The sequence below is a fragment of the Mucilaginibacter koreensis genome, assembly GCF_054783355.1.
This window is the reverse complement of sequence record NZ_BAAGQS010000001.1, coordinates 3,350,364-3,375,282: the sequence shown is the minus strand read 5'-3', so window position 1 is coordinate 3,375,282 and position 24,919 is coordinate 3,350,364. Positions and strand designations below refer to the sequence as shown.

General features: G+C 43.7%; 26 protein-coding genes and 1 tRNA gene. 16 read left to right on the top strand and 11 right to left on the bottom strand.

Annotation, left to right across the window (positions count from 1 at the left end):
• Positions 1 to 46 precede the first annotated feature (46 nt).
• From ACYVNW_RS15110 to ACYVNW_RS15100, 3 genes are all read right to left on the bottom strand, one after another.
• Positions 47 to 1,384: a sigma-54-dependent transcriptional regulator gene (locus ACYVNW_RS15110; RefSeq protein WP_460680708.1), complete on the bottom strand. Its 1,338-nt coding sequence runs from the start codon at positions 1,382 to 1,384 to the stop codon at positions 47 to 49.
• A 159-nt stretch (positions 1,385 to 1,543) separates the two neighbouring features.
• A complete protein-coding gene (locus ACYVNW_RS15105) occupies positions 1,544 to 2,551 on the bottom strand; it encodes an SDR family oxidoreductase (protein ID WP_460680707.1) in 1,008 nt (335 codons plus the stop codon).
• Between the two features lie 148 nt (positions 2,552 to 2,699).
• Positions 2,700 to 4,055, bottom strand: a complete 1,356-nt coding sequence (locus ACYVNW_RS15100) for an alkaline phosphatase family protein (RefSeq protein WP_460680706.1) — start codon at positions 4,053 to 4,055, stop codon at positions 2,700 to 2,702.
• Between the two features lie 249 nt (positions 4,056 to 4,304).
• Here ACYVNW_RS15100 and ACYVNW_RS15095 point away from each other — a divergent pair, with 249 nt between their 5' ends.
• From ACYVNW_RS15095 to ACYVNW_RS15075, 5 genes are all read left to right on the top strand, one after another.
• Positions 4,305 to 5,012, top strand: coding sequence for a hypothetical protein (locus ACYVNW_RS15095; protein ID WP_460680705.1), 708 nt, complete (start codon positions 4,305 to 4,307; stop codon positions 5,010 to 5,012).
• A 107-nt stretch (positions 5,013 to 5,119) separates the two neighbouring features.
• Entirely contained in the window at positions 5,120 to 5,707 is a 588-nt protein-coding gene (locus ACYVNW_RS15090; RefSeq protein WP_460680704.1) for a Crp/Fnr family transcriptional regulator, read from the top strand.
• A gap of 72 nt (positions 5,708 to 5,779) precedes the next feature.
• Positions 5,780 to 6,166, top strand: coding sequence for a DUF4267 domain-containing protein (locus tag ACYVNW_RS15085; protein ID WP_460680703.1), 387 nt, complete (start codon positions 5,780 to 5,782; stop codon positions 6,164 to 6,166).
• An 18-nt stretch (positions 6,167 to 6,184) separates the two neighbouring features.
• The gene (locus ACYVNW_RS15080; protein WP_460680702.1) at positions 6,185 to 6,700 is read left to right on the top strand and encodes a cupin domain-containing protein; all 516 of its coding nucleotides are present in this window, start codon (positions 6,185 to 6,187) and stop codon (positions 6,698 to 6,700) included.
• 230 nt (positions 6,701 to 6,930) lie between these two features.
• Complete coding sequence (locus tag ACYVNW_RS15075; protein ID WP_460680701.1) at positions 6,931 to 7,782, top strand: 3-keto-disaccharide hydrolase; 852 nt, start codon at positions 6,931 to 6,933, stop codon at positions 7,780 to 7,782.
• Between the two features lie 356 nt (positions 7,783 to 8,138).
• Here ACYVNW_RS15075 and ACYVNW_RS15070 read toward each other — a convergent pair whose 3' ends face one another.
• From ACYVNW_RS15070 to ACYVNW_RS15060, 3 genes are all read right to left on the bottom strand, one after another.
• Positions 8,139 to 8,672, bottom strand: coding sequence for a hypothetical protein (locus ACYVNW_RS15070; protein ID WP_460680700.1), 534 nt, complete (start codon positions 8,670 to 8,672; stop codon positions 8,139 to 8,141).
• Positions 8,673 to 8,683: 11 nt separating this feature from the next.
• A complete protein-coding gene (locus ACYVNW_RS15065; RefSeq protein ID WP_460680699.1) occupies positions 8,684 to 9,835 on the bottom strand; it encodes a zinc-dependent alcohol dehydrogenase in 1,152 nt (383 codons plus the stop codon).
• A 327-nt stretch (positions 9,836 to 10,162) separates the two neighbouring features.
• A tRNA-Met gene (locus ACYVNW_RS15060) sits at positions 10,163 to 10,239 on the bottom strand.
• Between the two features lie 81 nt (positions 10,240 to 10,320).
• Between ACYVNW_RS15060 and era the strand changes: the two genes are divergently transcribed.
• The 7 genes from era to ACYVNW_RS15025 all read left to right on the top strand — a co-directional run bounded on the left by era (position 10,321) and on the right by ACYVNW_RS15025 (position 15,790).
• Positions 10,321 to 11,199, top strand: coding sequence for a GTPase Era (gene era / locus ACYVNW_RS15055; RefSeq protein WP_460680698.1), 879 nt, complete (start codon positions 10,321 to 10,323; stop codon positions 11,197 to 11,199).
• Positions 11,200 to 11,329: 130 nt separating this feature from the next.
• Positions 11,330 to 12,631 carry a ribosome biogenesis GTPase Der gene (gene der, locus ACYVNW_RS15050; protein WP_460680697.1) on the top strand — a complete coding sequence of 434 codons (1,302 nt, stop codon included), beginning with the start codon at positions 11,330 to 11,332 and terminating at the stop codon, positions 12,629 to 12,631.
• Between the two features lie 269 nt (positions 12,632 to 12,900).
• Positions 12,901 to 13,224: a hypothetical protein gene (locus ACYVNW_RS15045; protein ID WP_460680696.1), complete on the top strand. Its 324-nt coding sequence runs from the start codon at positions 12,901 to 12,903 to the stop codon at positions 13,222 to 13,224.
• Between the two features lie 524 nt (positions 13,225 to 13,748).
• Complete coding sequence (locus tag ACYVNW_RS15040) at positions 13,749 to 14,228, top strand: RNA polymerase sigma factor (protein ID WP_460680695.1); 480 nt, start codon at positions 13,749 to 13,751, stop codon at positions 14,226 to 14,228.
• Positions 14,212 to 14,799, top strand: a complete 588-nt coding sequence (locus ACYVNW_RS15035) for a hypothetical protein (protein WP_460680694.1) — start codon at positions 14,212 to 14,214, stop codon at positions 14,797 to 14,799. The genes ACYVNW_RS15040 and ACYVNW_RS15035 overlap by 17 nt, the downstream gene beginning before the upstream one ends.
• Positions 14,799 to 15,005 carry a hypothetical protein gene (locus ACYVNW_RS15030; RefSeq protein ID WP_460680693.1) on the top strand — a complete coding sequence of 69 codons (207 nt, stop codon included), beginning with the start codon at positions 14,799 to 14,801 and terminating at the stop codon, positions 15,003 to 15,005. The genes ACYVNW_RS15035 and ACYVNW_RS15030 overlap by 1 nt, the downstream gene beginning before the upstream one ends.
• Before the next feature lie 80 nt (positions 15,006 to 15,085).
• Positions 15,086 to 15,790: a DUF4241 domain-containing protein gene (locus tag ACYVNW_RS15025; protein WP_460680692.1), complete on the top strand. Its 705-nt coding sequence runs from the start codon at positions 15,086 to 15,088 to the stop codon at positions 15,788 to 15,790.
• 28 nt (positions 15,791 to 15,818) lie between these two features.
• On the opposite strand, the gene ACYVNW_RS15020 is transcribed toward ACYVNW_RS15025, so the two are convergent.
• Positions 15,819 to 16,835, bottom strand: coding sequence for a tetratricopeptide repeat protein (locus tag ACYVNW_RS15020; protein ID WP_460680691.1), 1,017 nt, complete (start codon positions 16,833 to 16,835; stop codon positions 15,819 to 15,821).
• 199 nt (positions 16,836 to 17,034) lie between these two features.
• Between ACYVNW_RS15020 and ACYVNW_RS15015 the strand changes: the two genes are divergently transcribed.
• Positions 17,035 to 17,889, top strand: coding sequence for an oxidoreductase (locus ACYVNW_RS15015; protein WP_460680690.1), 855 nt, complete (start codon positions 17,035 to 17,037; stop codon positions 17,887 to 17,889).
• A 149-nt stretch (positions 17,890 to 18,038) separates the two neighbouring features.
• On the opposite strand, the gene ACYVNW_RS15010 is transcribed toward ACYVNW_RS15015, so the two are convergent.
• Positions 18,039 to 18,635, bottom strand: coding sequence for a hypothetical protein (locus tag ACYVNW_RS15010; protein WP_460680689.1), 597 nt, complete (start codon positions 18,633 to 18,635; stop codon positions 18,039 to 18,041).
• A gap of 214 nt (positions 18,636 to 18,849) precedes the next feature.
• Here ACYVNW_RS15010 and ACYVNW_RS15005 point away from each other — a divergent pair, with 214 nt between their 5' ends.
• Both ACYVNW_RS15005 and ACYVNW_RS15000 read left to right on the top strand, forming a co-directional pair.
• On the top strand, positions 18,850 to 19,419 hold the full coding sequence (locus ACYVNW_RS15005; protein WP_460680688.1) for a biliverdin-producing heme oxygenase: 570 nt from the start codon (positions 18,850 to 18,852) through the stop codon (positions 19,417 to 19,419).
• Between the two features lie 72 nt (positions 19,420 to 19,491).
• Entirely contained in the window at positions 19,492 to 19,896 is a 405-nt protein-coding gene (locus tag ACYVNW_RS15000; protein WP_460680687.1) for a response regulator, read from the top strand.
• A gap of 93 nt (positions 19,897 to 19,989) precedes the next feature.
• On the opposite strand, the gene ACYVNW_RS14995 is transcribed toward ACYVNW_RS15000, so the two are convergent.
• Positions 19,990 to 23,013, bottom strand: a complete 3,024-nt coding sequence (locus ACYVNW_RS14995) for an outer membrane beta-barrel protein (RefSeq protein WP_460680686.1) — start codon at positions 23,011 to 23,013, stop codon at positions 19,990 to 19,992.
• A gap of 155 nt (positions 23,014 to 23,168) precedes the next feature.
• Positions 23,169 to 23,858 (bottom strand): hypothetical protein, encoded by a 690-nt coding sequence (locus ACYVNW_RS14990; RefSeq protein WP_460680685.1) that lies wholly within the window; start codon positions 23,856 to 23,858, stop codon positions 23,169 to 23,171.
• Positions 23,859 to 24,058: 200 nt separating this feature from the next.
• Between ACYVNW_RS14990 and ACYVNW_RS14985 the strand changes: the two genes are divergently transcribed.
• The gene (locus ACYVNW_RS14985) at positions 24,059 to 24,331 is read left to right on the top strand and encodes a hypothetical protein (protein ID WP_460680684.1); all 273 of its coding nucleotides are present in this window, start codon (positions 24,059 to 24,061) and stop codon (positions 24,329 to 24,331) included.
• A 135-nt stretch (positions 24,332 to 24,466) separates the two neighbouring features.
• Here ACYVNW_RS14985 and ACYVNW_RS14980 read toward each other — a convergent pair whose 3' ends face one another.
• A complete protein-coding gene (locus ACYVNW_RS14980) occupies positions 24,467 to 24,919 on the bottom strand; it encodes a phosphatidylglycerophosphatase A family protein (RefSeq protein WP_460680683.1) in 453 nt (150 codons plus the stop codon).

Genomic DNA, 24,919 nt, shown 5'->3' with positions numbered 1-24,919 from the left:
CCAAAATGGAAGGGTTAATTTTCATTTTGGTAGGGTAACTTTTTGCCTAAACTATCAGTTTATACTCTTCAATTTTACGGTAAAGCGTAGTTAAACCTATGTTTAGCAACCGCGCAGCCTCAGTTTTATTACCTCGGGTATGGTTAAGTACATAAGCAATATGCCGCTTTTCTATTACGGCCAAATCAAAACTGTTTGATTGCTGTACAGGTGCATTAATAAAATCAAATGGTAACAAGTCAGCAGTTAAAGTTGAAGTGTTGGAGATGATTACCGCCCGTTCTATCAGGTTTTTCAGCTCCCGGATATTACCCTTCCAGCGATGAGCTTTCAGCTGCTCCATAAAGGCATCATCTATATGATTTACCTGTTGGTTCACTTTGGCCGAAAACTCTTTCAGGTAATGCGCCGCCAACAGCGGGATATCCTCAGTGCGCTCATTCAAAGAAGGCAGGGTGATTGCAAATATGGAAAGGCGGTAAAATAAATCACGCCTGAAATTTCCTTTCCCCACCTCCTCTTCCAGGTTACGATTAGTAGCCGCTACAATGCGGATATTTACTTTTTGGGTTTTAGTTTGCCCCAGTTTAATAAACTCACCTGCCTCCAATACTCTCAGCAATTTGGCCTGCAAATCAATATTCATTTCGCCTATCTCATCCAAAAATAGGGTGCCACCATCTGCTTCTTCAATCAGGCCCTTTTTATCTTTGGTAGCACTGGTAAAAGCGCCTGCTTTGTAACCAAACAATTCACTCTCCAGCAACTCGGCACTAAAGGCGCTGCAATTAAGCGCCACAAAACTTTTTTGTTTACGATTATTGTTATAATGTATGGCTTGGGCAAATACCTCTTTACCTGTACCGGTTTCGCCTAATAGTAAAACGGTAGTATCGGTTACCGATACCCTTTTAGCCAGTTCTATGGCTTGTTGCAAAGGCTTGGAACGCCCGATGATACTTTCGAAACTGTGGCGCTTTATCAGTTTGCGCTCCATTTGAAAGAGCCTAAATTGCAACTCTGCTTTTTCAGTGGCTTTACTTACCAGGGGGAGTATCCGGTCGTTATCATCACCTTTGGTAATGTAATCAAAAGCTCCGTTTTTGATGGCTGTTACGCCATCGGCAATAGTGCCATAAGCTGTCAGACATATTACTTCTGTATAGGGCGATTTGTCTTTAACGGTTTTTACCAGTTCCACCCCATTGGCATCGGGCAACTTTACATCGCTCAATACCACAAAAATCTCTTCTTGCGTTAAAATCTTCAAACCTTCTTTAGCTGTAGCAGCCTGCCATACCTGATAACCTTCCAGTTGCAGAATACGGGCCAGTAGCTGACTTAGCTTTTGCTCGTCGTCAATAATGAGTAAAGGAGCTTTCATGCGGGTATATATTTATCGGCAATATTAGCTATTGTTATTGATATGGGCTTAAGCTGGGTTTCGATATAAATATGAACAATAAACCTCTTTGGTTCGGTTTAAACAAAAAAGCCGCTCAATAATTAATTAAGCGGCTTTCTGCTGTTCATGTCAAGAATCTTATGGTTGCCCGGCACCGCCTGCAGCACCATATACCTGGCCGGTGGCAAAGCTGGCATCGTTAGCGGCTAACTGTACATATATAGAACCTAACTCAGCCGGCTGACCGGGACGACCGAGCGGTGTTTGACCACCAAACTTTTGCAGTTTTTCCTGACTGGCACCACCGCTTACCTGCAATGGAGTCCAGATGGGGCCTGGCGCTACGCCATTTACCCGTATACCTTTAGGCCCTAATTGTTTAGCCAATGATTTTACGTAATTCATGGTAGCGGCCTTGGTTTGGGCGTAATCGTACAAATCGGGCGTAGGGTCATAAGCCTGTTCCGAAGTGGTACCAATGATTACAGATCCCGGCGGCATGTGCGGCAGGGCGGCTTTAATGATCCAGAAAGGCGCATAAATATTGGTTTTCATTGTCCAGTCAAATTGCTCCGAGGTAATATCCAATATCGAATCGTGCGCCTGCTGGCGGCCGGCATTACTTACCAGTATATCTAATCCGCCCAGTTTTTGTACAGCTTCATCCACCAAACGCTTGCAAAAAGCCTCGTCGCGCAAATCGCCGGGAATGGCTACAGCTTTGCGGCCTTCGGCTTTTATTAAAGCAATTACTTCGCGTGCATCCGGCTCTTCGGTAGGGTAATAGTTGATGGCTACATCAGCGCCTTCGCGTGCGTAGGCAATGGCAGCGGCACGACCCATGCCAGAGTCGCCACCGGTAATGAGCGCTTTACGGCCGGTTAAACGGCCCGAGCCTTTATAACTTTTTTCACCATGATCTGGCCGTGGGTCCATCTGGCTTACCAGCCCAGGCCAGGGTTGTGACTGGCTTTTAAACGGCGGTCTGGGATATTTGGTGGTTGGGTCAACCAAGCCTGCCGGTGCTGCGGGCTCACTAACCGGCGCTGCCGAGGCTGACATAACCGGCGCTACTGCGGCGGCGGCCAGGCCTGCGCCTAAACCGCTGATTACGGTACGGCGGTTCATTTTGTCTTTTTCATTCATGGCGATGTATGCGTATTTAATATTGAATAAATAACTTATCGTCAGAGAATTAGTTTTTAATTAATTGTTTACCAGCATTAATTAACCAAAACAAGCCGCTAATTTATTTTTAGCGGCTTGCGATTATATATCCGGATTAAACTTGCTTTTATTTCTTTTCTGCAACCAACAGACCGGGATAAAGCACACCATCTGTTTGCAGCTTCAACCCCAGCAAACCAGCAATGAGTGGCGCAATATCCTCCTGCCCCAATTGCGGTATTACCACATGAGGGCTGATGCCGCGTCCAAAAGCTACAAAACCGGTTTGAATTTCCTTAAAATCGGTAGGCAGATAACCATGCGTGCCGCCTTTGGCTGCGGTCAATAGTTCGCCTGTAGCTTTAGCACCAAAACTGAAACCCTGATAAGCCGCCAAGGCTAAGGCAGCATTCGGGTCGCCTTGGGCTGCGGTCAGTGCTTTTTTATCCAGTATATGGAACGTTTTTTTGACGCCATCAGGCAAAGCAGCTAATGCTTGGTTTACTTTTTCGAGCGTGGCTTTATCTTTTGTGTTACGCAAGTGCAGAAAGGCGGAGCCGCCACTGGCCTGGAAATAGGCCTTCCAATCTTCTTTATGTGCATCATTATACAAACCGGCTTGTGCCAATAGTACATTTGGGTTTACCTGGGTATGAATGTTAACAAAACCATGATCGCCGGTGATAATGAAGGTGGTATTTTTACGCAGGCCTGCAGCTTCAACGGCGTCTATAATGGTTTTAACCGCCGCATCAGCTCCGGCTACGGTTGAGCGCACTTTATCCCCATCGCGGCCTTCTTCGTGCTCAAAGTGATCGGTTAAGGCAATATGTATAGCTAAAAATGAAGGTTTATACCGGCGTATCAGGTAAGCCGCCATACGGGCTTTATTCTGGTCGCTGTTATAAAAATCGAAGCTGGCACCATACTCGCCGAATTTACCAATGGCGTTATCCTGTACTTCCTGGTATAATGCTTTAGGGTTCGACTCTTCGTAAAGGGCTTTGATCTCATCTTTCTTTTCACCTTTGCCCTTGGGTAATATTACATACTCGGGCAAATTGTAATCAATAGGTGCACCAACGGTAACAGGCCAGCTCACGCCTGCTGTAGTTAAGCCGGCCGCTTTGGCAGCTGTCCACAAGGTGGGTACCTTTATATCTTTATAATACCAAAACCATTTGCCCGATATACCCAGCGGCTCTACGGGCGTATTGTAATAAATACCATGCTTGGCCGGCAGTACCCCGGTTACAATGGTGGTGTGAGAAGGATATGTTACTGTAGGAAAGCTGCCCCGAACGCCTTCAGCATAAGCGCCGGCCTTCATGCCCTGCCTGACGTTCACCATACCCCAGGAAGGGTCCATGTAAAACTCAGGGCGTAAGCCATCAATACTGATCAATACCACATGACTTTCCTGGGCTTTGGCCAAAGTGCCGATCAGCAAAACTGAAACAATGCTGAGTAATAATTTTTTCATCCGTTTTTTTGCTGCGAAAATAGGCGGTGTACCTGCGCTGAATGTTGCGGTAATATTAAGGATTGGTTAAATGGCACAAGCGTACCCTATGCTTAAGCACAAAATTGCTTACTTAAAAGTATCACAACCATTGGTTAACAGCATTTTAAATGCAAACATTTTAACATTTAAGATATTAAATTGATAAGTAACGGAACTTGAATAAGAGTTTAACTAATGGTTGATTTGCACAATACTTCATTTACTAATATGAAACAGCTCATCAAGATAGTGGCCGGCGCGCTGCTGAGTGCTTTGCTTTTTACCGCCCATTGCACTTATGCACAGGACCCTATTATGGCGCTTGATCCTACGCTGATGGCTGGCTGGACAGGCAATATAGGCAATCTTGCTTACGGCAATAAAGCCAGCGGTCGGTCAGCAGCTCCTGCTAAAACCAGTTTTGCTTACAGTTCTACACCAGCCTTGCGGCAGCAGGTAGTTACCAGTTTTGCCAGGCGACTGCAAAGCCAAAGCCCTCAGGGCGCTCAAACCTTGAAGGCGACTTTCGGGCCGGGTAAAGCCGATTATGATCAGGTATACCAGCAAATGCTGAAAACATCTGCCCTGCACAACAACAATTTGGCGGATGCACTGGCGGGCCTCCTGGTGGCTGGTTACCAGATTGTAAATAACGTACAAGACAGCCAGGTAACCCCAACTATGGAGCGTGGCGTACGGGTGCAGGCCGCAAGTATTATTGCTCAAAACCCTAAATTTAGCTCAGCCACCACGCGGGCTCAATTGGGTGAGGAACTTAAACTGCAAACCGTAATACTGGCTTTAGGCTATCAGGAAACTATAAAAGCCAATACCCAGGCTGCCTACCGGCAAAGCATTGCCGCTATGTTTCAAAACCAGTATCATATGAACTTGCAGGGCTTCAAACTGACCGCCCAAGGATTTGCCAAAAAATAAAACGTTATTAGTAAGCAAATCGAATTATATTCACATCACTCCAGCTGTATACTGAACTGATATGCATATAATTTTAAACCTTTGCTGCTGATAATCATTTCAAATCGATGCCTGCTATTATTTATAACCTGCTTCAGAGCATACAACAGATCATAACATTAAGCCCGGCAGAACAAGATACCGTCAGCTCTTTATTTAAAGAAAAAGCTTACAAAAAAGGAGACTTCTTTTTAGCAGAAGGACAAATTTGCAAACAGGTGGGCTTTGTCAACAAGGGCGTCCTGCGGTATTATATCAATCATGACGGCGAGGATAAAACTTACGATTTTGCCCAGGAAAACAACTTCATTTGTAACTATGAAAGCTTTATTCCGCAATTGCCCTCAACAAAAAACATTCAGGCATTAGAAGACTGTGAAATTTTGCAAATCTCTTATCATGATTTGCAACTGTTTTACAGTTCAGTGAACGGGGCCGAGCGGTTTGGCCGGTTGGTGATTGAACAGGTATTTATACAAACCCTGCAAGACCTCAGCTCGTTTTATACAGATACGCCTGAGCTGCGCTATGAAAAATTTTTAGATAAGCACCCTGCTCTACTGCAAAGAATCTCCCAATATCATATTGCATCTTATGTAGGGGTAAAGCCCCAATCACTTAGCCGTATCCGCAAAAGAATTTTTGCTGAAAAGTGATTTGTTAACCCAAGTGCATGAATGCCGGCTGGGGGATATGGAATTTTGTGTCATCATTTAAAACATATAATCATGACACACAAAATTTCTATGGCACTTGCTTTTCTAACCGGGTTAGGAATGCTTTTTATCGGCACCCGGTTTCTGTTGGCACCCGAAACAGCAGAGGCTGGTTACGGGATACACTTCAATGAGCATGCCGACTACTCTTTTCATTACATCAAAGGCATTCGTGATGTGTTTTCAGGTTTGCTGATTTGTCTTCTTGTACTTACTAAACAACCCAAAGCTTTAGGAATTACGCTGGCCGCAGGAACGCTGATTCCGATTGCCGATATGCTGATTGTATTAAGCAAAAACTATAACGGCATTGTACAGGCCATACCCCATATGGCTGCCATTATGGTATGCGCTACTGTTGGCGCTATCTTACTCATCAATAAATCTTCAACCCGATAACATCTTAACTCAAATTATATGAAAACGCAAGGATATATTAAACTGATCAATTCAGCAGATACTCATAGCGAAAGTGTGGTTGAATTCAACATCATTCCGGGAGAGAAAACACCATGGCATTACCACACCCTGTTTGCTGAAAGTTTTGAAGTACTGACAGGAACTCTTGAAGTAGGATTAAACAACCGGATTCAGCAATTAAACATAGGCGATAAAGTAACCATTCAGCCTAATGAAAAGCACTACTTTCACAATACTTCAGATAACGATTGTTTAATCAGGGTAACGGTAAGCCCGGGCAATAAAAACTTTGAAAATGCGCTGCTGATATCAAAAGGGCTGGCCACAGATGGCTTGGCCAGTGCTGCAGGAACACCAAAAAATTTAACAGACCTGGCTTTGTTCGTTTATTTAAATAACTCTAAAATGGTCGGCATACAAAAAATTGCAGCACCACTTTTTAATTATCTGGCTAAAAAAGCAATTAGAAAAGGGCGCTTAAAGGAGCTTGAACTTAAATATTGCCTCCAGTAAACCACTTGGCCGCAATGGCAACTTTTACCAGTTCACCTTATAATTAAGTAGTGGCTTTACAACGGGGGCTATCTATTACTCTTACTTCATATAAAATCGTTGGCAGCAAATGGATTTCAGCTACTTGTAAGCTATGTAACAGGTAGGGCATTAAGTAATCACTTTATTACTTAATGCCCCTTAAATAATGCATCATATAGTGGTATATTCGTTTAACCGATTATTTAACCATGAAACACATTTTTTTCTTATTCGCTTTTGCCGGCATGCTATGCCTGTCACTCACCTCAGTAAAAAAAGACAGCTGGGTGAATCTGTTTAACGGTAAAGATTTGAGCGGCTGGGATACGTATCTTGGCCCCGACCTGGATGATAATGGCAAGCCACTAAGTGCAACACCTTTAGGCTTGAACAATGACCCGCGTAAAGTATTCACCATTGTTAATGAGAATGGTGAAAAGATCATCAGAATATCGGGAGAAAACTGGGGTGCAATTACTACCAAGCAGGAGTATGAGAATTACCACCTTCAATTACAATTCAAATGGGGTAAACTGCTTTGGGGCCAGAAGAAAAAGGGCAACAAAAAGGATAGCGGTTTACTTTACCACTCGGTTGGCAAGTTTGGTGCTGATTACATGGCCTGGATGCGTGCGCAGGAATTTCAGGTAGAGGAAGGAAATTGCGGCGATTATTGGGGCTGTGCTGGCGGCGCAGCTGATATACCAGCTGTTAAAAGAAGTGAAACCGACTACGTTTATGATGCCAATGGCCCTTTGTTATCTTTTAGCGACAAAAGCAAGAACGGCAGGCATTGCATAAAGCAGGCGGGCGATGAAAAACCGTCTGGCGAGTGGAATACGCTTGACCTATATTGCCATGGCGATACCAGCATCCACGTTCTCAACGGAAAAGTTGCCATGGTGTTGTATCACAACAGCCAGATTGACAACGGCACTACCAGCCCAATGGCAAAAGGCAAGATCCAGCTACAGTCTGAAGGGGCTGAGATCTTTTACCGTAATATTCGTATGCAGCCCATCAATCGCCTGCCGGTAGACCTAACCACAAAAGGTAAATGATATTCCTATAGTGCTATTAACAGTATATGAAGCAAAGAACTAATGTTCAAAGCTTTACCTTTGAACAAATTTAAAAATTGCCTTTAATTGTAGGATATAACCAAAAAAGCCTCTCAGATTTCTCTAAGAGGCTTTTTTACTTGAGTAGCCACAATAAGACGATTATCGAATCATTAATTGTTAAACTTAAAGTTACTTAATTATCTAATCGGTCTGGTTTTATCTGTTTAGGACTACTAAATAGGCGATTAACTTTGCTTGAACTGTCTTCCCTTTTTTCATTACTAATACGCCTAATTTGAAATGTATTATACAGAAAAGCTACGACATTACGTAGCCTTTCTGTATCACTCCGTTTACCTTTTGGATTTAGAAGTAAATAAGGCTATAAGAGCCGTGGTTATCAAAACCCCGGTTAACGCACTTTTTATAAATCCCTGCCTGTTATACTTCCATTCAGCAGACCAGCCTCGTTCTTTGAACAGATCAGGTATGGTTCCCCTCGTAAAATCATCAATAATGCCTTCTACTGAATTCACGCGGTCTGCCAGTATCAGCCCCATCCAATGCGCGGTTGTTGCTTCGCTGTATTTGTATGCCCAGCGCCTGATGTTGCCGCTTAAGCCAATGGGTGGCGTTGAAGTGCCGAAAACGCGGGTAATACCTGGTCGTTCAATTGAATGCAATATCTCCATGTTTACGCGTTGCTGCGGAGGTTTTTCGTAGTTGATCCGTTGGTAATCTGCACCATTCCAGTGCTTCATGGGGTATGTAGGATCATTTTCAGGATCTGCATCTATGCCCCAGCCAGGAATATGGTCTTTGGATACATCTGCTATTTTTCTATCAATGCCAGAGATTTGATCCGGCTCTTTTTTAATCTTTTCCATAACAAATTTAGTTAAGCCATTTCGGCTCTTGGTGGAATTAAAAGTGGTTTGATACAATTATCTCTCTTGGCAGAAAATATGTGGTAAGCATCCGATATTTCTTCCAGCGGCAAACGATGTGTAATTATGCCTTTAGGATTCAATCGTCCTGCCATCACGTGATCTATTAGCTTTGGCAGTAGCCTTTTAACTGATGCCTGGTTGGCACGCAGGGTAATCCCCTTGTTCATCAAACTCCCCATTGGCACCATGTTAAATGGTGGGCCATATACACCCACTACTGAAACAATACCACCTTTTTTAACTGAATTAATGGCCCAGTGCAAGGCCGTTGCTGCGCCTGCCTGTAAGAGTAACTTCTTCCCCGTAATAGTTTGCATAGCGCTGCCTGCGGCATCACAACCTACAGCGTCGATACAGACATCGGCACCAAACCAATCTGTCTGTTTTTTCAGAAATACAACAGGGTCATCCATTTCACTGAAGTTGTACGCCTCGCAATAAGCGTATTTTTTAACAAACTCCAGCCGGTAATCAATATGGTCAATCACAATCACCCTTCCGGCTCCAAATAGCCAGGCACACCTTGCTGCCATAATACCAACGGGCCCTGCACCAAAAACCACAACGGTATCACCTTTTCTGATGCCGCCCATTTCAGCCGCCTGATAGCCAGTTGGTACAACATCCGTTAGCAGTACGGCATCTTCAATGTCCATCCCATCTGGGATTACAGTTGGGCTAACGTCTGCAAAAGGTACACGGACATATTCCGCTTGTCCGCCATCATATCCCCCTGCGATATGTGCATAACCAAAAAATCCGCCTACTGCCGTAGCCTCAGGGTTTGACTCATGGCAGTTGCCATACAACTCTTGTTTACAGAAAGGGCAAGTACCGCAGGCAATGTTGAAAGGCACAAGTACCCGGTCGCCAACTTTAAGTTTCTGTACGCCTGAGCCTACTTCTTCTACCACGCCCGTAAACTCATGCCCAAAGGTCATTCCTACCCGGGTGTCTGGCACCAGTCCATGATACAAGTGCAAGTCAGAACCGCAAATCAGTGACCGCGTGACTCGTACAATAGCATCAAAGGGATGTTGGATTTGGGGGACAGGCTTGTCCCGGTCGGCCCTAATTCTAAATGGGCCTCGATAATTCATAGCTAACATGATTACCTCCTTTTTTAATTAAAACATTCCTAAAAGTGGTATGTTTTCGATATTATTAAATTTTTAACCAATGGGAAATATTTTAATGTTGATTTAAATTACTTAGCAAGATAAAAGGATAAGGGATTTTAATGAGTAGGTAGCAGTATGATGGTTTAATACTTGGATTAAAGTAGAAAGAGGAGAATACTAATGAATTTACTTTTGAACGCCGTCCGAAAGTTAATCTTAGATTAATATATCTTTAGTATAAGCCTATCCAATGTATTTATAAACAAAGAAGCCTCAAATCTTTCGATTTGAGGCTTCTTTGTTTCTTGGGTAGCGGGAGCAGGACTCGAACCTACGACCTTCGGGTTATGAGCCCGACGAGCTACCAACTGCTCCATCCCGCACTGTTTTTGTTTTTTGTTGGGACTGCAAAGATATAATTCGTTTCTTTGCAGTCCAAATATTATTTTAATTTTTTTTTCTATATGAGTCACCGGGCCGGATTTGTGAGTATTATTGGTAAACCCAACGCAGGGAAATCAACCCTGATGAATGCCTTGGTGGGCGAAAACATGTCAATCATTACCCCAAAGGCGCAAACCACGCGCCACCGCATTCTGGGTATTGTAAACGACGATGACTATCAAATTGTTTTTTCTGATACCCCCGGCGTGATCAAACCGGCTTATGCCCTGCAGGAAAGCATGATGCACCAGGTAGAAGGCTCTATTGTAGATGCCGACCTGCTGCTGCTGGTAACGGATGTAAATGAGAAGTATGACGAAGCTGATGTAATTGACAAACTACAAGGCTCATTAGCCCCCTTGGTGGTATTGATTAATAAAATTGACAAGAGCGATGAGGAAACGGTAAAGCAAAAGGCCGCTTTCTGGCAAGAAAAGCTAAACCCAAAAGCCATCTTTGCTATCTCAGCCCTGCACGAGCATAACATCAGGGCCATTATGGATTTTGTAATGGAACACCTGCCCGAGCATCCGGCTTATTACGAGAAAGATGCCCTTACCGACCGTAACGACCGCTTTTTTGCGGCCGAAATGATACGCGAGCAAGTATTCAAGCAGTATAAAAAGGAAATTCCGTACAGTACCGAGGTGGTAATTACAGCGTTCAAAGAAGAAGACCATATTTACCGCATCAGCGCCGAAATTATTGTGGAGCGCGAATCGCAAAAAAATATATTAATAGGCCAGCAAGGCAAAATGCTGAAAATTGTGGGTACGTATGCCCGCCGCAGCATGGAAGAGTTTTTTCAGAAAAAAATATTTCTGGAAATGTTTGTTAAAGTAATTGCCGACTGGCGCAGTAAAAAGAATTACCTGAAGAAATTCGGGTATGAGGACTGAAAATAGATTCAAGAGCCGAGAGCCAAGAATCAAGATATAAAACAAAAATGTGATAAAATTAGAGTTAGAGAAAAAAGCAGGCAGATGAATATCTTGACTCTTGATTCTTGGCTCTTGATTCTGAATAACCATGAGTAATATAGTAGCCATTGTAGGCCGCCCGAATGTGGGCAAATCAACATTATATAACCGCTTAACCGAAAGCCGTAAAGCCATTGTAGATGACATGAGCGGCGTTACCCGCGACCGTCATTACGGCGTGGCTGAATGGGTGGGCCGCACCTTCACCGTAATTGATACTGGTGGCTATGTAGCCAACTCCGAAGATGTATTTGAAGCTGCCATTCGTGAGCAGGTAGTTATTGCCTTGGAGGAGGCTACCGCCATTTTATTTGTGGTAGATGTAACTACCGGCATTACCGATTTGGATGATGAGATTGCTACCCTGCTGCGCCGCAGCAAAAAGCCGGTATATGTGGTGGTAAACAAAGTAGATAATAATGCCCAGCAAAACGATGCTGCCGTATTCTACAGCTTTGGTTTAGGCGAAATTTATAATATCTCTTCCATGACCGGCTCAGGCACCGGCGAGTTGCTGGATGAATTGATTAAAAGTTTTGATGAGGAACCAACGGAGGAAAATACCCTTCCTAAGTACGCCATTGTAGGCCGCCCTAACGTTGGTAAATCTTCATTTATAAATGCCCTGATAGGTAAGCAGCGCAATATTGTAACACCGATTGCCGGCACCACGCGCGATTCTATCCATATCCATTACAACCAGTACGGCCATGAGTTTATGCTGATTGATACCGCCGGTTTGCGCAAAAAAACCAAAGTAAAAGAGAACATTGAATTTTACTCGGTAATGCGCACAATTAAAGCCCTGGAAGAAGCCGATGTAATTGTACTGATGATTGATGCCCAGGAAGGTCTGGAATCACAGGATATCAACATTTTTCATCTGGCCGAAAAGAATAAGAAAGGCATTGTACTGGTGGTAAACAAATGGGATTTGATTGAAAAGAACAGCAAAACCATTAAGGTATTTGAAGAGCAGATACACCAAAAAATTGCGCCTTTTACCGATGTGCCTATCGTTTTCACCTCAGTAACCGAAAAGCAGCGCATCATGAAGGTAATTGAAACTACCGAGCAGGTGTATGCCAACCGTAGCAAGAAAGTAGCTACATCAGCTTTAAATGATGTAATGCTCCCCATTATAGAAAACTATCCGCCGCCGGCATTAAAGGGCAAATACGTGAAAATTAAATACATTACGCAGATTAAAGGCACTTCGCCCATGTTTGCCTTTTTCTGTAACCTGCCGCAATATGTAAAAGAGCCTTATAAGCGCTTTATAGAAAACAAACTGCGCGAAAACTTTAACTTTTCGGGTGTACCGATACAAATATTTTTCAGGCAGAAATAGCAAACCACATAAGCAACATACAAAACAGCAAAGGCGCCGGGTAATTACCGGCGCCTTTGCTGTTTTATTCAATAAAGTAATTCACAAAATGATGTTTAAACTCATAGTAAAATAAAAAGTTAACAAACGTATAAATATCAGAAAATCAGGTATAAATACTTGCTTATTATTCAAATTAAGAATACTACATTTGTGTATTCTACAGTATAACCTACAAAATCTATTAACATGAATTAACTAAACATTACCTCCTAACACTCCTCCCTCCAATGAAAACATTTTTCCTCCTGTTATTGGCGCTCACAGCCGGGCGTGCAATGGCGCAATCTAAACTGGCCGCTCGCCTGCCCGGCGGCGATTTACGGGGCAGCAATTCACACCAGGTTGTTTTCTCGTACCGGGCCGGCCTGTCCATGAACCATGATACTGTTACTTACCTGCGCGATACCCTGATGGGCAAACGCATTTTTAGTTTAGTGCAATTGGGCAGCGGCGAAATCAGACGGGTTCCCAATGCCTCTATCCGTTTTGTAAGTCCTGTAAAAGGCAATAACCAGCCGGTAGATTTTAAAACGCTGGCGAAAGCTCAGTAAAATTTTTTTTGCGGTGGCAGGCCTCCAACTGCCACCGCTTGCATTATAGCCCTGTCTAATATCTATCAAATCATACCACAACTTTTCGGTGCCCGCATTTTACCATGCACCACCTGCAACCAGCCAGGTGTTCACGTTCACGTGTCGTGAACGCTCGTGAACACTTTTTATGACGTTTAAGTAAGTATAATTTAACCGGTGAAAATTGAATTTTCATTTAAATAACTGATTTTAGCAACATAAGTAAAAATCAACAATTTTACTCATAGTTAAACCTGATGAGCGTGAACGCTCGTGAACAGGCGTGAACACCCGTGAACGTTCATGAACACCCGAGTCAGTGAACAAGTGTGAACCCATGTGCAAGCATTGCAACTACAGTTAAACGGTGAGGTAAAGCACTGCTTCATAGACTGGGTTAAAAGAAGCAAATTGTGCATTAATAAATCTGTTAAACGACCGTAACATTTACTACATGCCCGTATCTAAACCGGCACAACAGCAGCTGAATTTGCTGGATTTAGATGGCAGATTTTGATACGATATATAACCTTTATGCCCCGCAAGTATTCCGGGTATGTTTAGGGTATACCAATGATGCCGACCAGGCTAAAGACCTGTTGCAGGAAACCTTTATCTCGGTTTGGAAAAACCTGCACAGCTTTCGCCATCAATCACAAATGAGCACCTGGATTTTTCGTATTGCCACCAATCATTGCCTGCGTGCACTGGAAGTGGCCAAACGCATGCCACCGGCTGAGATGCCCCTGCACCTGGCTGATGTAAGGGAAGAATCGCCCGAGGACAAACTAAACTTTTTGTACCAATGTATTGCCGAACTGCCGGAAACTGACCGCATCATCATCTCCCTTGAGCTGGAGGGCTTGCCACAGGCCGAGATAGCTGAAATTGTAGGATTAAGCAGTGGTAACGTGCGTATTAAAATTCACAGGATTAAAGAGAAGCTGGCACTAAAATTTAAAGCAAATGGACAATTTAAATGATTTGAAAGCCATTTGGCACACCGCAAAAACAAACAGCCTGCCCAGTTCAACTGAGATGTACCGGCTTATCAGGCGCTTTCGTTCTCAGAAACTGCGCAACAAATGGATGATTATTATAGCGGCCTGCCTGCTGTCTTTACTTATGCTTGTTATATTGCTTGTAACGCCGTTTAAACTTGTAACTACTTATACAGGCGGGGCCATGATTATAGCTGGTGGTATGTGGCTGGCCGTAACCAATATCAGATCGCTCGGGCGCTTTTACCGGCTGGATGATTGCAGTAACGCAGATTTTTTAGCTTTCATAGCGCAAACACGCCAAAATCAACTTCGCTATTATAAGAGAACAATGGTAGTTATTGTGTTGCTGTGCTCAATAGGCTGGATGTTGTACATGTACGAGCCGCTGCATCAGCACACTTGGTGGTTTTATGTGGTTTATGCTGTTATGCTAACCTACCTGGCTGTATTGTGGTTTGTGGTACGCCCCCGTGCATTTAAAAAAGATGAACAAAAGCTGGATGCTACCAAAGCGCAACTCGAAAGAATATTGAATCAACTCAAATATTAATGAAACACTACCCCGCATCAAAACCAGCCTTATGGTACCTGATTACAGGTTTATTGCTTACTACTTTAACGCCGGTTATAAACCGCTATTATCCTCTGCCTGATAGCATGAGAGGCTTCATTACAGGTCTGGGTTTGGCTATTGAAATGATTGCTATTGTTAAACTTCAGCGAAGCAGGCAAAAGCAGCATATTTGCCAAATTTAAATCAGATACCTGGCCTGCAACTTGGAATTTTTTAGATTCTTATTAAATTTATAGCTTATCACAATTAAAACCAACCTGATATGTTCGGTTTATTTAAAAAGAAAAGTAAGCAGGCAGAAAAGCTATCGCATGCAGATTACAATGTAATTTTCAATAACCCGGTTGTTGAAGATATACCGGTAGAGGTTTTAAACATTGGCAACCTTACGGTACCATCAGGAAAGATTGTGGTGTGCGATCCGCTGGTAACACCCGATATGCCGCCCCTGAGCAGAACCGTAAAGCCAGGGAAATACCCTGTCAAAATCTACATTGCCAAAACAAAAGATTCGGGCGACAGATACGCTATTGCTAAATTAGAGTTTAGCACCCAGACGGCTGACAAATGGGTGCTGGCTACACGCGATGGAGAAGACGTTTTGGAATTAAAAGAGGAAAGCGATTTCTTTGGTTTCCCGGTGGATGCAGGCTTGGGCAGCTTTTTTGATGAGCAGGCAGGAATAGCTTATAACAAGTTTGCTGATGAGTTTATTAAGCAGCACCCTGATGCCAACATGTATGACGATTTCTTTGAAGCAGAATTCGAAAAAAGCTCAACAGGCCCCAATGACCCGGGCAACTGGGTGAATTTTCAAATTCCTGATACCGACCTTAACATTACCATGTTTCAATCAGGCTACGGCGACGGCGTGTATCCGGCTTATTGGGGCCTGACAAAAAACAATGAGGTTGTTTCCCTGGTGATCGACTTCTTTGTACTGCTGTTACCCGACGACCAAGCTTAAAAAGCTGCAAAATCTGGCTACCTTATGCTTAGTTATTTAATTTGTTTTCTTTCATCCACCCTTCTAATACTGTTACCTGCGTGGCATGTGCTTTCAGCCAGGCGGCGGCAGTAGCATCTGTTCCCTGCCTTATGTAGCGTGCAAAGGCCGCCATATGTTCCGTTTGCGCCAATTGGGCATACCTCGCAGCCAACGCTTTGAAAAAAGCATCCTGCCGGGCTTGCTTTGGTGCAAGCTGGCCTGCGCCTGCAAAAATGGCCTGTAACTGGGCACTCAACTGGTCGGCAGCAGTAATGTATCGGCGGGTAGCCATAGCTGCAACCGATTGTGTAATTACCCGGTTTAAAGCCAAGGTACTGGCATCAGGCCGGGGGCGGGCTACGCCAGGCTCAGGTTTTAAGTCGCCACCCTGCAAAATGCCTTGCAGGTTACCATATACTTCGTTGCTTTTGGTACCGTTGGGCTGCAAGGCCAAATAGCTGCAAAAGCCCAGTAGTGCCGGTAAGCGTTTATCCTGATGAAAAGTTACCAAGCCGTACAGCCTGAACGCATCAGCCTGCCCGGCATCAAGCCGCAGGGCTTTAATGGCACTTTGTTCTGCCTGTGCATACTGGTGGTTACGAAAATAAGCCAGCCCTAAGCCATAGTGCATGGCATAGCTTGCCGAATCCAGCTGAATACCTTCCTGATAACTTTCTATAGCCTTTTTAGCTTGTTTGGATTGATCATAGATACCAGCCATCAAACCATAAGCGCTGCTACGCACCCCGGCCGAAGCAGTTGACTGTATCACTTTCTGCAAATACGGTAAGGCCTCCTGCCCTTTACCTGCGGCGTTTAATGAAAAGGCCAACTGGTAATTAGCCGTAGCATTGTTGGGTTCCAACTGCAAAGCAGCTTTATATTTATTTATCGCCTCTGCATAATTATGGGCATTGCTAAGTTCTGTACCTTCTTTAACCAATGAACGGGCATCCTGTGCGCATGCATGTTGCGTAAATGCAAGCGTTGTAATGATTATAATAATGTAGTGAAGTTTTTTCATTACGCTTTAAATAAAACCGAAAAGTAACTAATTCCCGGTACTAATATGGGTTTAACACCAGATTGCGGTGCAGGTTTAACAGTTGTTGTAAAGGTTTTTATTCACACCGGTGTCAAGTTACCATGCATATCATTTTTGTACCGGCTTTAGCATGGTTGTTGTTCCTCAGTTAAACTTATATCATATACTTATTTCAGCTATGGAAAATACAACTCAACCGGTTTGGTTTATTACCGGCTGCTCTACCGGCTTTGGCCGAGAGCTGGTAAAACTCATTTTGCAGAAAGGTTACAACGCCGTAATTACTGCACGTGATACCACTAAGATACAAGATTTGGCAGATGGCTATACTGATAATGCCCTGGTACTGGCTTTAGATGTAACCGACAAAGCACAAGTTGCTTCAGCAGTTGCACAGGCGCAGCAAAAATTTGGCAAAATAGATGTACTGGTCAACAACGCCGGTTATGGCTATTTTACCAGTATTGAAGAAGGGGAGGAAGAAAAAATCAGGGCACAGTTTGAAACCAACTTTTTCGGGTTGGTGAGTTTAACCCAGGCTGTTTTGCCGGTCATGCGCGAAAAGCGCTCGGGCACCATTGTCAATTTTTCTTCAATAGGTGGCTTGCGGGCTTTTACAGCTACCGGCTTTTACCATGCTACCAAATTTGCGGTTGAGGGCTTATCAGAGTCCTTATCACAGGAAGTAGCGCCACTGGGTATTAAAGTACTAGTGGTTGAACCTGGGCCATTCCGTACCGACTGGGCCGGCCGGTCTACCAGCCGCACCGAAACGCAATTAGACGATTATAAAGAAACTGTAGGCAAACGCATGAACGCCAGCCTGGAAGGCAGCGGCAAGCAGGTAGGCGACCCGGTACGCGGCAGCCAGGCCATTATTGATGCAGTAGAGCAAGGTACGCCACATTTGCGCCTGTTACTCGGAGAAATGGCATATAATATGGCTATTGAAAAGAACAATATGCTAAAGGATAATTTTGAAGCTTGGAAAGATTTGACATTCAGCGCCGATTTTCCGGAGAATGAGCGGTAGTTTCAATAAACAACTATCAAACTTGCCATTTCGACCGTAAGGAGAAATCTTCTCCGCCAAGCCAGTCTGCTGCAGTGCTATCACTCGAAGAAAATTTCTCCTTACGGTCGAAATGATATAAGATATGATGTATAGTCAGGTATTATTTTCTATATCTTAATCACCTTACCCGCTTTTGGATACATCCCCTTCACCGATTCGCCAACCCGCTTAATGAACAAATAATTGGCCGAACCACCAATGACGGCGCCTACTACCGGCACCAATCGCTCGGCAGTTTTGGAGCCAATGTTAACCATCAATTTTTCGGCTACCTCTTCCATTACTTTTTTGCTTACGGTCATGCCGGCATCTACCTTGAGCGAAGACGCTACAATTTTAAAGAAGTCTTCAAACGAAACCTTGTAGGCACCCGTGTGGTAGTAAGATACAGCCATGGTTACCCTGAACTGCTGCGTAATCAAATTGATCATATCCAGCGGCACACCCACGGCCATGGTGGCCACGCCGCCGGTACCTGTAAGTAAGCCCGAACCGGCAGCCAGCAGGGCACACTGGTTAATAAATTTATCCAACCCCAATTGGTCAACTCCCTTTTTGATGCCCAATTGGTCAATTCGCTTAAATATCTGCTCAAAGCCGCCTTTGGCCAGTTCATTAAACTTGTCTTTAAATTTATTTTTAACAGGTTTTAGGTTAATGGAAGGTAATTTAAATGTATACATAGCTTTCTGTAATGCAGACATATTGCGATTATTATGCCACAAATAATATTTAAGAGTACGCGCTTATTATTTATTGCTTTATAGTTAATTGCGAAGTAGGTTTATTTAGCTCAGCTCATTATTATCATCTGCATTCAAGGCACTTTTTGTAAATTATACTTCAAAGCCTATCTGCTTTTGTTATCAAGTATTAACCACTACCTTTACAGCCGTTTACACCTACCCGTAAAAGAACATGATATTAGCCGAACAACTGAAAATTGCTACTGATACCAACCACCAGCAACTGGAAAAACAACTGGTGCTGCGCATGAAGGCCATACGCACCGTACCCGAATACATTAACCTGCTGCAATTATTCTATACTTACTTTGGTGGACTGGAAGATACCATCAAAAACCACATAGGCACCTCGCATCTGCGCGATTACAGTGAGCGCCGTAAAACTGATGCCTTGGCCGAAGATATTACAGCGCTGGGCGGCACTATACAGCCTAAAGCCAGCGCTGCCGATTTACCCCTGCTGCAAAACTACCTGCAGGCATTTGGCGCATTATATGTAATTGAGGGATCTACCCTAGGCGGACAAATCATCAGCAAAATGATAGCAAAGCAGCTACAGTTACCTGAAGGCAATGGCTTATCATTTTTCAACGGTTATGGCGAAACCTCAGGAGAGATGTGGGATAGGTTCAAAACTGCGCTGAACGCACAGGCGCAGCACCCTGCCGATGAAGCTGAAGTAATATCGGCAGCCAATGAAACTTTTGTAAAATTTAAGCAGTGGATAGAAAAGAATAGCTGATGAAAAGCTTAAATTGCTGTTGAAAATTTAATTAGTATTTAATTATTTATTTTATTTATTAGCTTTGTATGAATGCTGATAAAGCGTGGTAATGATCCTATGAATACCCCTACCAATAAAAAAGTTGTAATTTTTGACGACGACGAGGATATCCTATCCATTTGCTCATATATATTAGAAGAACAAGGCTGGGAGGTGCACACCTTTACTGATTGTAATCATATTACTGAAAAGGTATCTGAAATTAACCCGGATGTGATTTTGATGGACAATTGGATTCCGGATTCGGGCGGCATTGTGGCTACTCAAACCTTAAAGAAGGATGAGAACCTGCGCGATATACCGGTAGTTTATTTCTCAGCTAATAGTGACATCCAGCTTCTGGCCGATCATGCTGGTGCCGAAACCTACCTGGCCAAGCCATTTGATTTAGAAGATTTAGAGCGCGTAATTAATGAAGTGATGGTAAAAAGCTAACCAAGGCTACACTATTCACCGGCATCAAAATAATAACATAACAAAAAAGCCTTAGCTATAATAGCTAAGGCTTTTTTGTTGCAGCATTGCTGCTTATTCATTAGGGCCACCGAAACCGCCACCTCCCGGAGGGCCTCCGCCACCAGGGCCGCCAAAGCCGCCACGATCACCGCCCGGGCCTCTTCTGCGCTCGCCTCCTTGTTGCATTGGCGAGCGGCCGGCAAACTTTTGCAGGCGCAGGGTAAAAGTTAACAGGTAATAACGGCTCAAACGGTTAACCACCTGAAAGGTGTTCGAGGTAGAACCCGGCGTAAATGATACCCCTTTATTTTGATTAAAAATATCGAATGCTGATGCCCGTATAGTAGCAATATTGTTTTTCAAAAAACGACGTTCTACATAAGCATTTAAAATGTTAGGATTAGGCACTACAAGTGCATCGCCATAGCCATAATTTACGTTACGGGTAAAGTCATAGCTTACAGTCCAGTTCTTCCATAAATAATTTTTGCCGTTCACACCAAAAGCTAATGTACGGGTATGATTACCAATGGAGTTTAATGATTCAATGCTGTTGTTTACGTTGTAAATATTATAATTAGCAAATACGCGGGTATCAATCACATCTGTAATATCAGTTCTGAAACTGGCACCCGGGGTAACATTGAATGTTTTGGCTACGTTACGTTGTTGATTATAATTATTATTAGCATCCACATCGGTAATAAAGGCTACGTTATTGGTATAAGAGGCACTACCGGTAAGATACAAAGTGTACCTTCTCTCCATCCAGGGTTTGGCATAGGTAACAAAGCCACGGGCTGTATAGTACCCATCAGCATTTGTATACTGTGTTAAACGGGTATTCTGGTATCTGGCCAAATCCGGGTTGTTAGCCAATACGGCTGAACTAAAAGCACGTGGAAAGTTAACTAAGGTAGATACTACCTGATTGTTGGTTTGACTAAATGAAATATTACTGAAGAACACGTTGCCGGTTTGAATGCTGAACTTGTTATACCGGATAGACACATTATTGGTATAAGAAGGCTTTAAGTTAGGATTACCCTGTACCGGGAACTGGGCATTAGAAAAATCAACCACCGGCTGCAATTGAGAAAATGATGGCTGATTACTGGTACCATCATAATTAAAGCTTAATGAATTGCTTCGGGCAAAATTATAAACAAAGCGTGCAGTTGGCGCAAAGTTAACGGTAGTAGTACGAATGCGACCTACACCAGCCGCTGCTGCTGTAGCTGAGTAACCATCCAGCGTAGCGGGCAACACGCCCACCCCTAACACATAATTGTATTTAGTTTGAATGCCCCGCAAATTTAAGCCAATACGGTTGGTAGTAAAGGTATAATGATAATCGTTACTCAAATTGTTAACCAAAAACGGATACTGATTATCTAAGCCCAATGAGTATGATTCTTTATTAGTTGACGTATACGAATGGTTATACGCATAATTTAGTTCCAGATATGTGGTTTTAGCAATAGGCTCGCTGTAAGATAAGTTACCACCTACACTGCTGGTGCGGCTACTGTTATACACCAATAGGTTAGGAGGCACACTTAAAGAGTTAACCAAATAAGTATACCGGGCTTGTTGCGACTGTTCGCTGCCCCCTGTATTACCTGTTAAATTTAAGCTGAAATTACGACCTCGTTTAGCAAAGCGGTGGTTATACAAAGCTGTTAACCCTACACTTGGTGAATTGGAGTTGGCATAAGTATTAGAAAAATAACGCAGCTGCGTATTGTATAACATTGAAGCTGTATCCAGCCGGGTATTATTAACCGAGTCAAACGAAGTGGTTATGGACTTTGAATAACTAAATGTGGGTGTAATTTTTAAATAATTCAGTGTATCAGGCCGCCATTCCATATTCCAGGTTAAGCGATGATTGATAGAGTTATCATTACTAATGCTGGCTTGGTTATTCACGCCCGGGTTAGTTTGGCTCAACAATGTTTGCACCGAGTAACTATTCGTATAAGATGAATTATCAGCAAAGCTGTAGCTACCGTAAACAGTCCACTTACCCCATTGGTCTCTGAAGTTTGTACCGATAGAGCCGGCACGGTTAATACCATCTTGGGTAGTAGCCAAACCACTGTTAAAGTTGCCGCCACCACCACGTGCTGCGTTACCACGACCGCCGCCACCGCCGCCGCCATTGCCAAAGTTACCACCTGCACCCCGCCCGCCGCCGCCAAAGCCGCCACCGGCCTGCCCGAACGAAAAAGTATTGGCGTTGGTATTGTTTAAACTGCCCAATACCGCAATTTGCTGATCGCCTTTAAAGGTAAACAAGCTTCCATTCACCAAATAACGGTTGTTGTTATCGGCAGGAGCAGGTTGGCCATCATAACCATCACCTGCAGTCAACTGACCGAAATAGCCTTTATTTTTATCCTTACGGATGGTAATATTCAATATTTTATTGGGTTCGCCGGTACGTATACCGGTTAAATTAGCCTGGTCACCATAGTCATCTACAATTTGCATGTTCTCTACAATGTCGGCCGGCAAGTTTTTGGTAATGGTTTGCACATCGCCACCAAACACATCTTTACCATTTACACGCACCTTAGTAATGCTTTGGCCTTGTGCAGATACGTTGCCATTGGCATCCACATCTACTCCGGGTAGCTTCTTCAGCAAGTCTTCTACCGGGGCACCTTCCCGCACTTTATAGGCACTGGCATTGTATTGTACCGTGTCCTCTTTAACTACAATGGGCGTAGCTTTGGCCGTAATGGTAACTGTATTTAATTGTTTTGACTCGGCTTGCAACACAATATTGCCCAGCTCTGAAGCTTTACCATCATTAGCCGCATTAAAACGCTTGCGTACCGTTTGGTAACCAAATGAACGGATAAGCAGCACCAGTTTGGTACCTTTTACCGCCGGGAAAATAAAGCGGCCGTCGCCATTGGCAGCCGTGGCTACACTGTCGCCAGCCTCTGAGGTAAGTACAATGGTACTGCCAGGCAGGGTTTGTTTGGTACTGTCAACCACAGTACCTAATACCGGCCGCCCTTTTTGTGCGTAAGTGATTGCCGAAAGGCAAACCAGGGAAAGGAAAAGTAAAAATCGCTTCATCATAAACTTTGCAGAACTATATAATATTTCAGTAATACATTATCGGACTACAAAAGTTCAATTTGTTTAGTTAATACCCTAATAATCATACTATTGTTACACTATAACAAAAAAAGCCGGCAATTGCCGGCTCCTTCATTAACTATTATACTGCTTTTTTAATTTATGCTTAAGTATTGTGCCATCTGGGCAGCACTTTGTAAATTTATACCCGGATGCGCGGCCTGTAATTTTACAGCAGTGGTACCACTCATCACTACCACTTTAAAATCAAGCCCCGATTCGGTAAAATTAGATTTCAAGTTGATATAACCCACGCCATAACTGGATAAGGTTAAAGTACGGTCTGCCTCGTTGTAAGGCAGGGCATACCACGAGGTGCCGCCGCTTACCTTGAAATACACCAGTACCACACCATTATCTACAATATCCTGGGTAATGGCCGGAATGGCTAAAGTAGTATAACCGGTTAAGGTTACCGTTTTACCCGACAACAGGTAAGTAGCTACGTTATTAGTACCGTCTTTGCCGTCTTTCCCTGCAGCGCCTGTGGCACCTGTAGCTCCGGTTGCACCCGTTGCACCTGTAGCCCCGGTGGCACCTGTATCTCCCTTATCGCCTTTTGCACCCGGCGCTCCGGCTGCCCCTGCAGCACCAGCAGCTCCTGTTGGCCCGGCCGGGCCTGTTGCACCCTGAGGTCCTGCGGGCCCGGTTGCACCTGTAGCACCAGTGGCGCCGGTTTCACCCTTCTCGCCCTGCGGACCCGGATCGCCTTTCTTTTTACAGGCAGAAATGCTTAAAGTTAAAGCCAGCAGGCTTATAAAAAATAGGTAAATAGATCTTCTCATATAGGTCACAAATATTAGTCTGTGGTACTCTATACGGTATATCCTGCATTTGGTTTCAGGACGTTTAAGGCATAAAAGTGCCATCGGCACCGATAGAGCCAGCCGTTAACTCAAACTCAAAATTTTTGTTTTACAGCTTTTTGCAAAAAGTTATAAACAATGTTTATAAAAATTTCGTTGAGATATGAAAACTTTAACTCATGAACAATACAGGCATTTCTTTACACTCAAAAGTGCATCATTGGATGGATGCCATCGGGTTTCAGTTAAATTCATCAGATTTAAATAAAAAAAATAATGTGACCACCAATCATTATTTTTTCGAGACGTTCAATTTTTTGGAAAAGGCAAAAAATGATGAACCAGCCAAAAGCCGTTTTACCTGCTTTGATGCCTATGGCGAGCAAATTAAAATAAAATCGCTGCTGGATTTACAGGTAGCCTTTTTTGATAATATAAGCCAGTTGAAGTAATTCAGCCTGCCTGTTACATAAGTTTTAAAAGCAGCGCCTGATGATACCTTAGTACCGGCTTTTCAAAATTATTTAGGGGATGAAATCTATGAATGGTCTGTTGCAACCGCAGAAGTAGCCACTGCTTCGTAAGAATTAGCGCAGTTTGAACAGTACTACCGCAATTTGCAGCAGAATGTTGCCATATACGCCCGCCAATACATCGTCCATCATTACACCGGTACCAGCAGGCAGATTTTCCATTTTGCGGATGCCGAGGGGCTTTACCATATCAAAAAAGCGGAAGAGGATAAAAGCGGCTATCATCAAATCCAGCCGCTGAGGTAAAAAAAGCAGGGTAACCAGCATACCTGCTACCTCATCAATCACTACCCGGTAACTGTCTTTACCCCAGTCTGGCTCTACCTGGTTACCTACGTAAATACCAATTAAAGTAACAACGATGGTAATGAGCAAAAATATCCAAGGGTTTTGGCCTGCACCTGTTTGCCACAACGGATACACCAGCAGGCAGGTAACAGCGGCAGCAATGGTACCACCGCCTTTAATATAGCCAATGCCACCCCAAGAGGCAATTAATTTGTTCAT

Bases quoted from the DNA above. Each gene is read 5' to 3' on its own strand.
- ACYVNW_RS15110 (WP_460680708.1), bottom strand. From the start codon at position 1,384: ATGAAAGCTCCTTTACTCATTATTGACGACGAGCAAAAGCTAAGTCAG.
- ACYVNW_RS15105 (WP_460680707.1), bottom strand. From the start codon at position 2,551: ATGAATGAAAAAGACAAAATGAACCGCCGTACCGTAATCAGCGGTTTA.
- ACYVNW_RS15100 (WP_460680706.1), bottom strand. From the start codon at position 4,055: ATGAAAAAATTATTACTCAGCATTGTTTCAGTTTTGCTGATCGGCACT.
- ACYVNW_RS15095 (WP_460680705.1), top strand. From the start codon at position 4,305: ATGAAACAGCTCATCAAGATAGTGGCCGGCGCGCTGCTGAGTGCTTTG.
- ACYVNW_RS15090 (WP_460680704.1), top strand. From the start codon at position 5,120: ATGCCTGCTATTATTTATAACCTGCTTCAGAGCATACAACAGATCATA.
- ACYVNW_RS15085 (WP_460680703.1), top strand. From the start codon at position 5,780: ATGACACACAAAATTTCTATGGCACTTGCTTTTCTAACCGGGTTAGGA.
- ACYVNW_RS15080 (WP_460680702.1), top strand. From the start codon at position 6,185: ATGAAAACGCAAGGATATATTAAACTGATCAATTCAGCAGATACTCAT.
- ACYVNW_RS15075 (WP_460680701.1), top strand. From the start codon at position 6,931: ATGAAACACATTTTTTTCTTATTCGCTTTTGCCGGCATGCTATGCCTG.
- ACYVNW_RS15070 (WP_460680700.1), bottom strand. From the start codon at position 8,672: ATGGAAAAGATTAAAAAAGAGCCGGATCAAATCTCTGGCATTGATAGA.
- ACYVNW_RS15065 (WP_460680699.1), bottom strand. From the start codon at position 9,835: ATGAATTATCGAGGCCCATTTAGAATTAGGGCCGACCGGGACAAGCCT.
- era (WP_460680698.1), top strand. From the start codon at position 10,321: ATGAGTCACCGGGCCGGATTTGTGAGTATTATTGGTAAACCCAACGCA.
- der (WP_460680697.1), top strand. From the start codon at position 11,330: ATGAGTAATATAGTAGCCATTGTAGGCCGCCCGAATGTGGGCAAATCA.
- ACYVNW_RS15045 (WP_460680696.1), top strand. From the start codon at position 12,901: ATGAAAACATTTTTCCTCCTGTTATTGGCGCTCACAGCCGGGCGTGCA.
- ACYVNW_RS15040 (WP_460680695.1), top strand. From the start codon at position 13,749: ATGGCAGATTTTGATACGATATATAACCTTTATGCCCCGCAAGTATTC.
- ACYVNW_RS15035 (WP_460680694.1), top strand. From the start codon at position 14,212: ATGGACAATTTAAATGATTTGAAAGCCATTTGGCACACCGCAAAAACA.
- ACYVNW_RS15030 (WP_460680693.1), top strand. From the start codon at position 14,799: ATGAAACACTACCCCGCATCAAAACCAGCCTTATGGTACCTGATTACA.
- ACYVNW_RS15025 (WP_460680692.1), top strand. From the start codon at position 15,086: ATGTTCGGTTTATTTAAAAAGAAAAGTAAGCAGGCAGAAAAGCTATCG.
- ACYVNW_RS15020 (WP_460680691.1), bottom strand. From the start codon at position 16,835: ATGAAAAAACTTCACTACATTATTATAATCATTACAACGCTTGCATTT.
- ACYVNW_RS15015 (WP_460680690.1), top strand. From the start codon at position 17,035: ATGGAAAATACAACTCAACCGGTTTGGTTTATTACCGGCTGCTCTACC.
- ACYVNW_RS15010 (WP_460680689.1), bottom strand. From the start codon at position 18,635: ATGTCTGCATTACAGAAAGCTATGTATACATTTAAATTACCTTCCATT.
- ACYVNW_RS15005 (WP_460680688.1), top strand. From the start codon at position 18,850: ATGATATTAGCCGAACAACTGAAAATTGCTACTGATACCAACCACCAG.
- ACYVNW_RS15000 (WP_460680687.1), top strand. From the start codon at position 19,492: ATGCTGATAAAGCGTGGTAATGATCCTATGAATACCCCTACCAATAAA.
- ACYVNW_RS14995 (WP_460680686.1), bottom strand. From the start codon at position 23,013: ATGATGAAGCGATTTTTACTTTTCCTTTCCCTGGTTTGCCTTTCGGCA.
- ACYVNW_RS14990 (WP_460680685.1), bottom strand. From the start codon at position 23,858: ATGAGAAGATCTATTTACCTATTTTTTATAAGCCTGCTGGCTTTAACT.
- ACYVNW_RS14985 (WP_460680684.1), top strand. From the start codon at position 24,059: ATGAACAATACAGGCATTTCTTTACACTCAAAAGTGCATCATTGGATG.
- ACYVNW_RS14980 (WP_460680683.1), bottom strand. From the start codon at position 24,919: ATGAACAAATTAATTGCCTCTTGGGGTGGCATTGGCTATATTAAAGGC.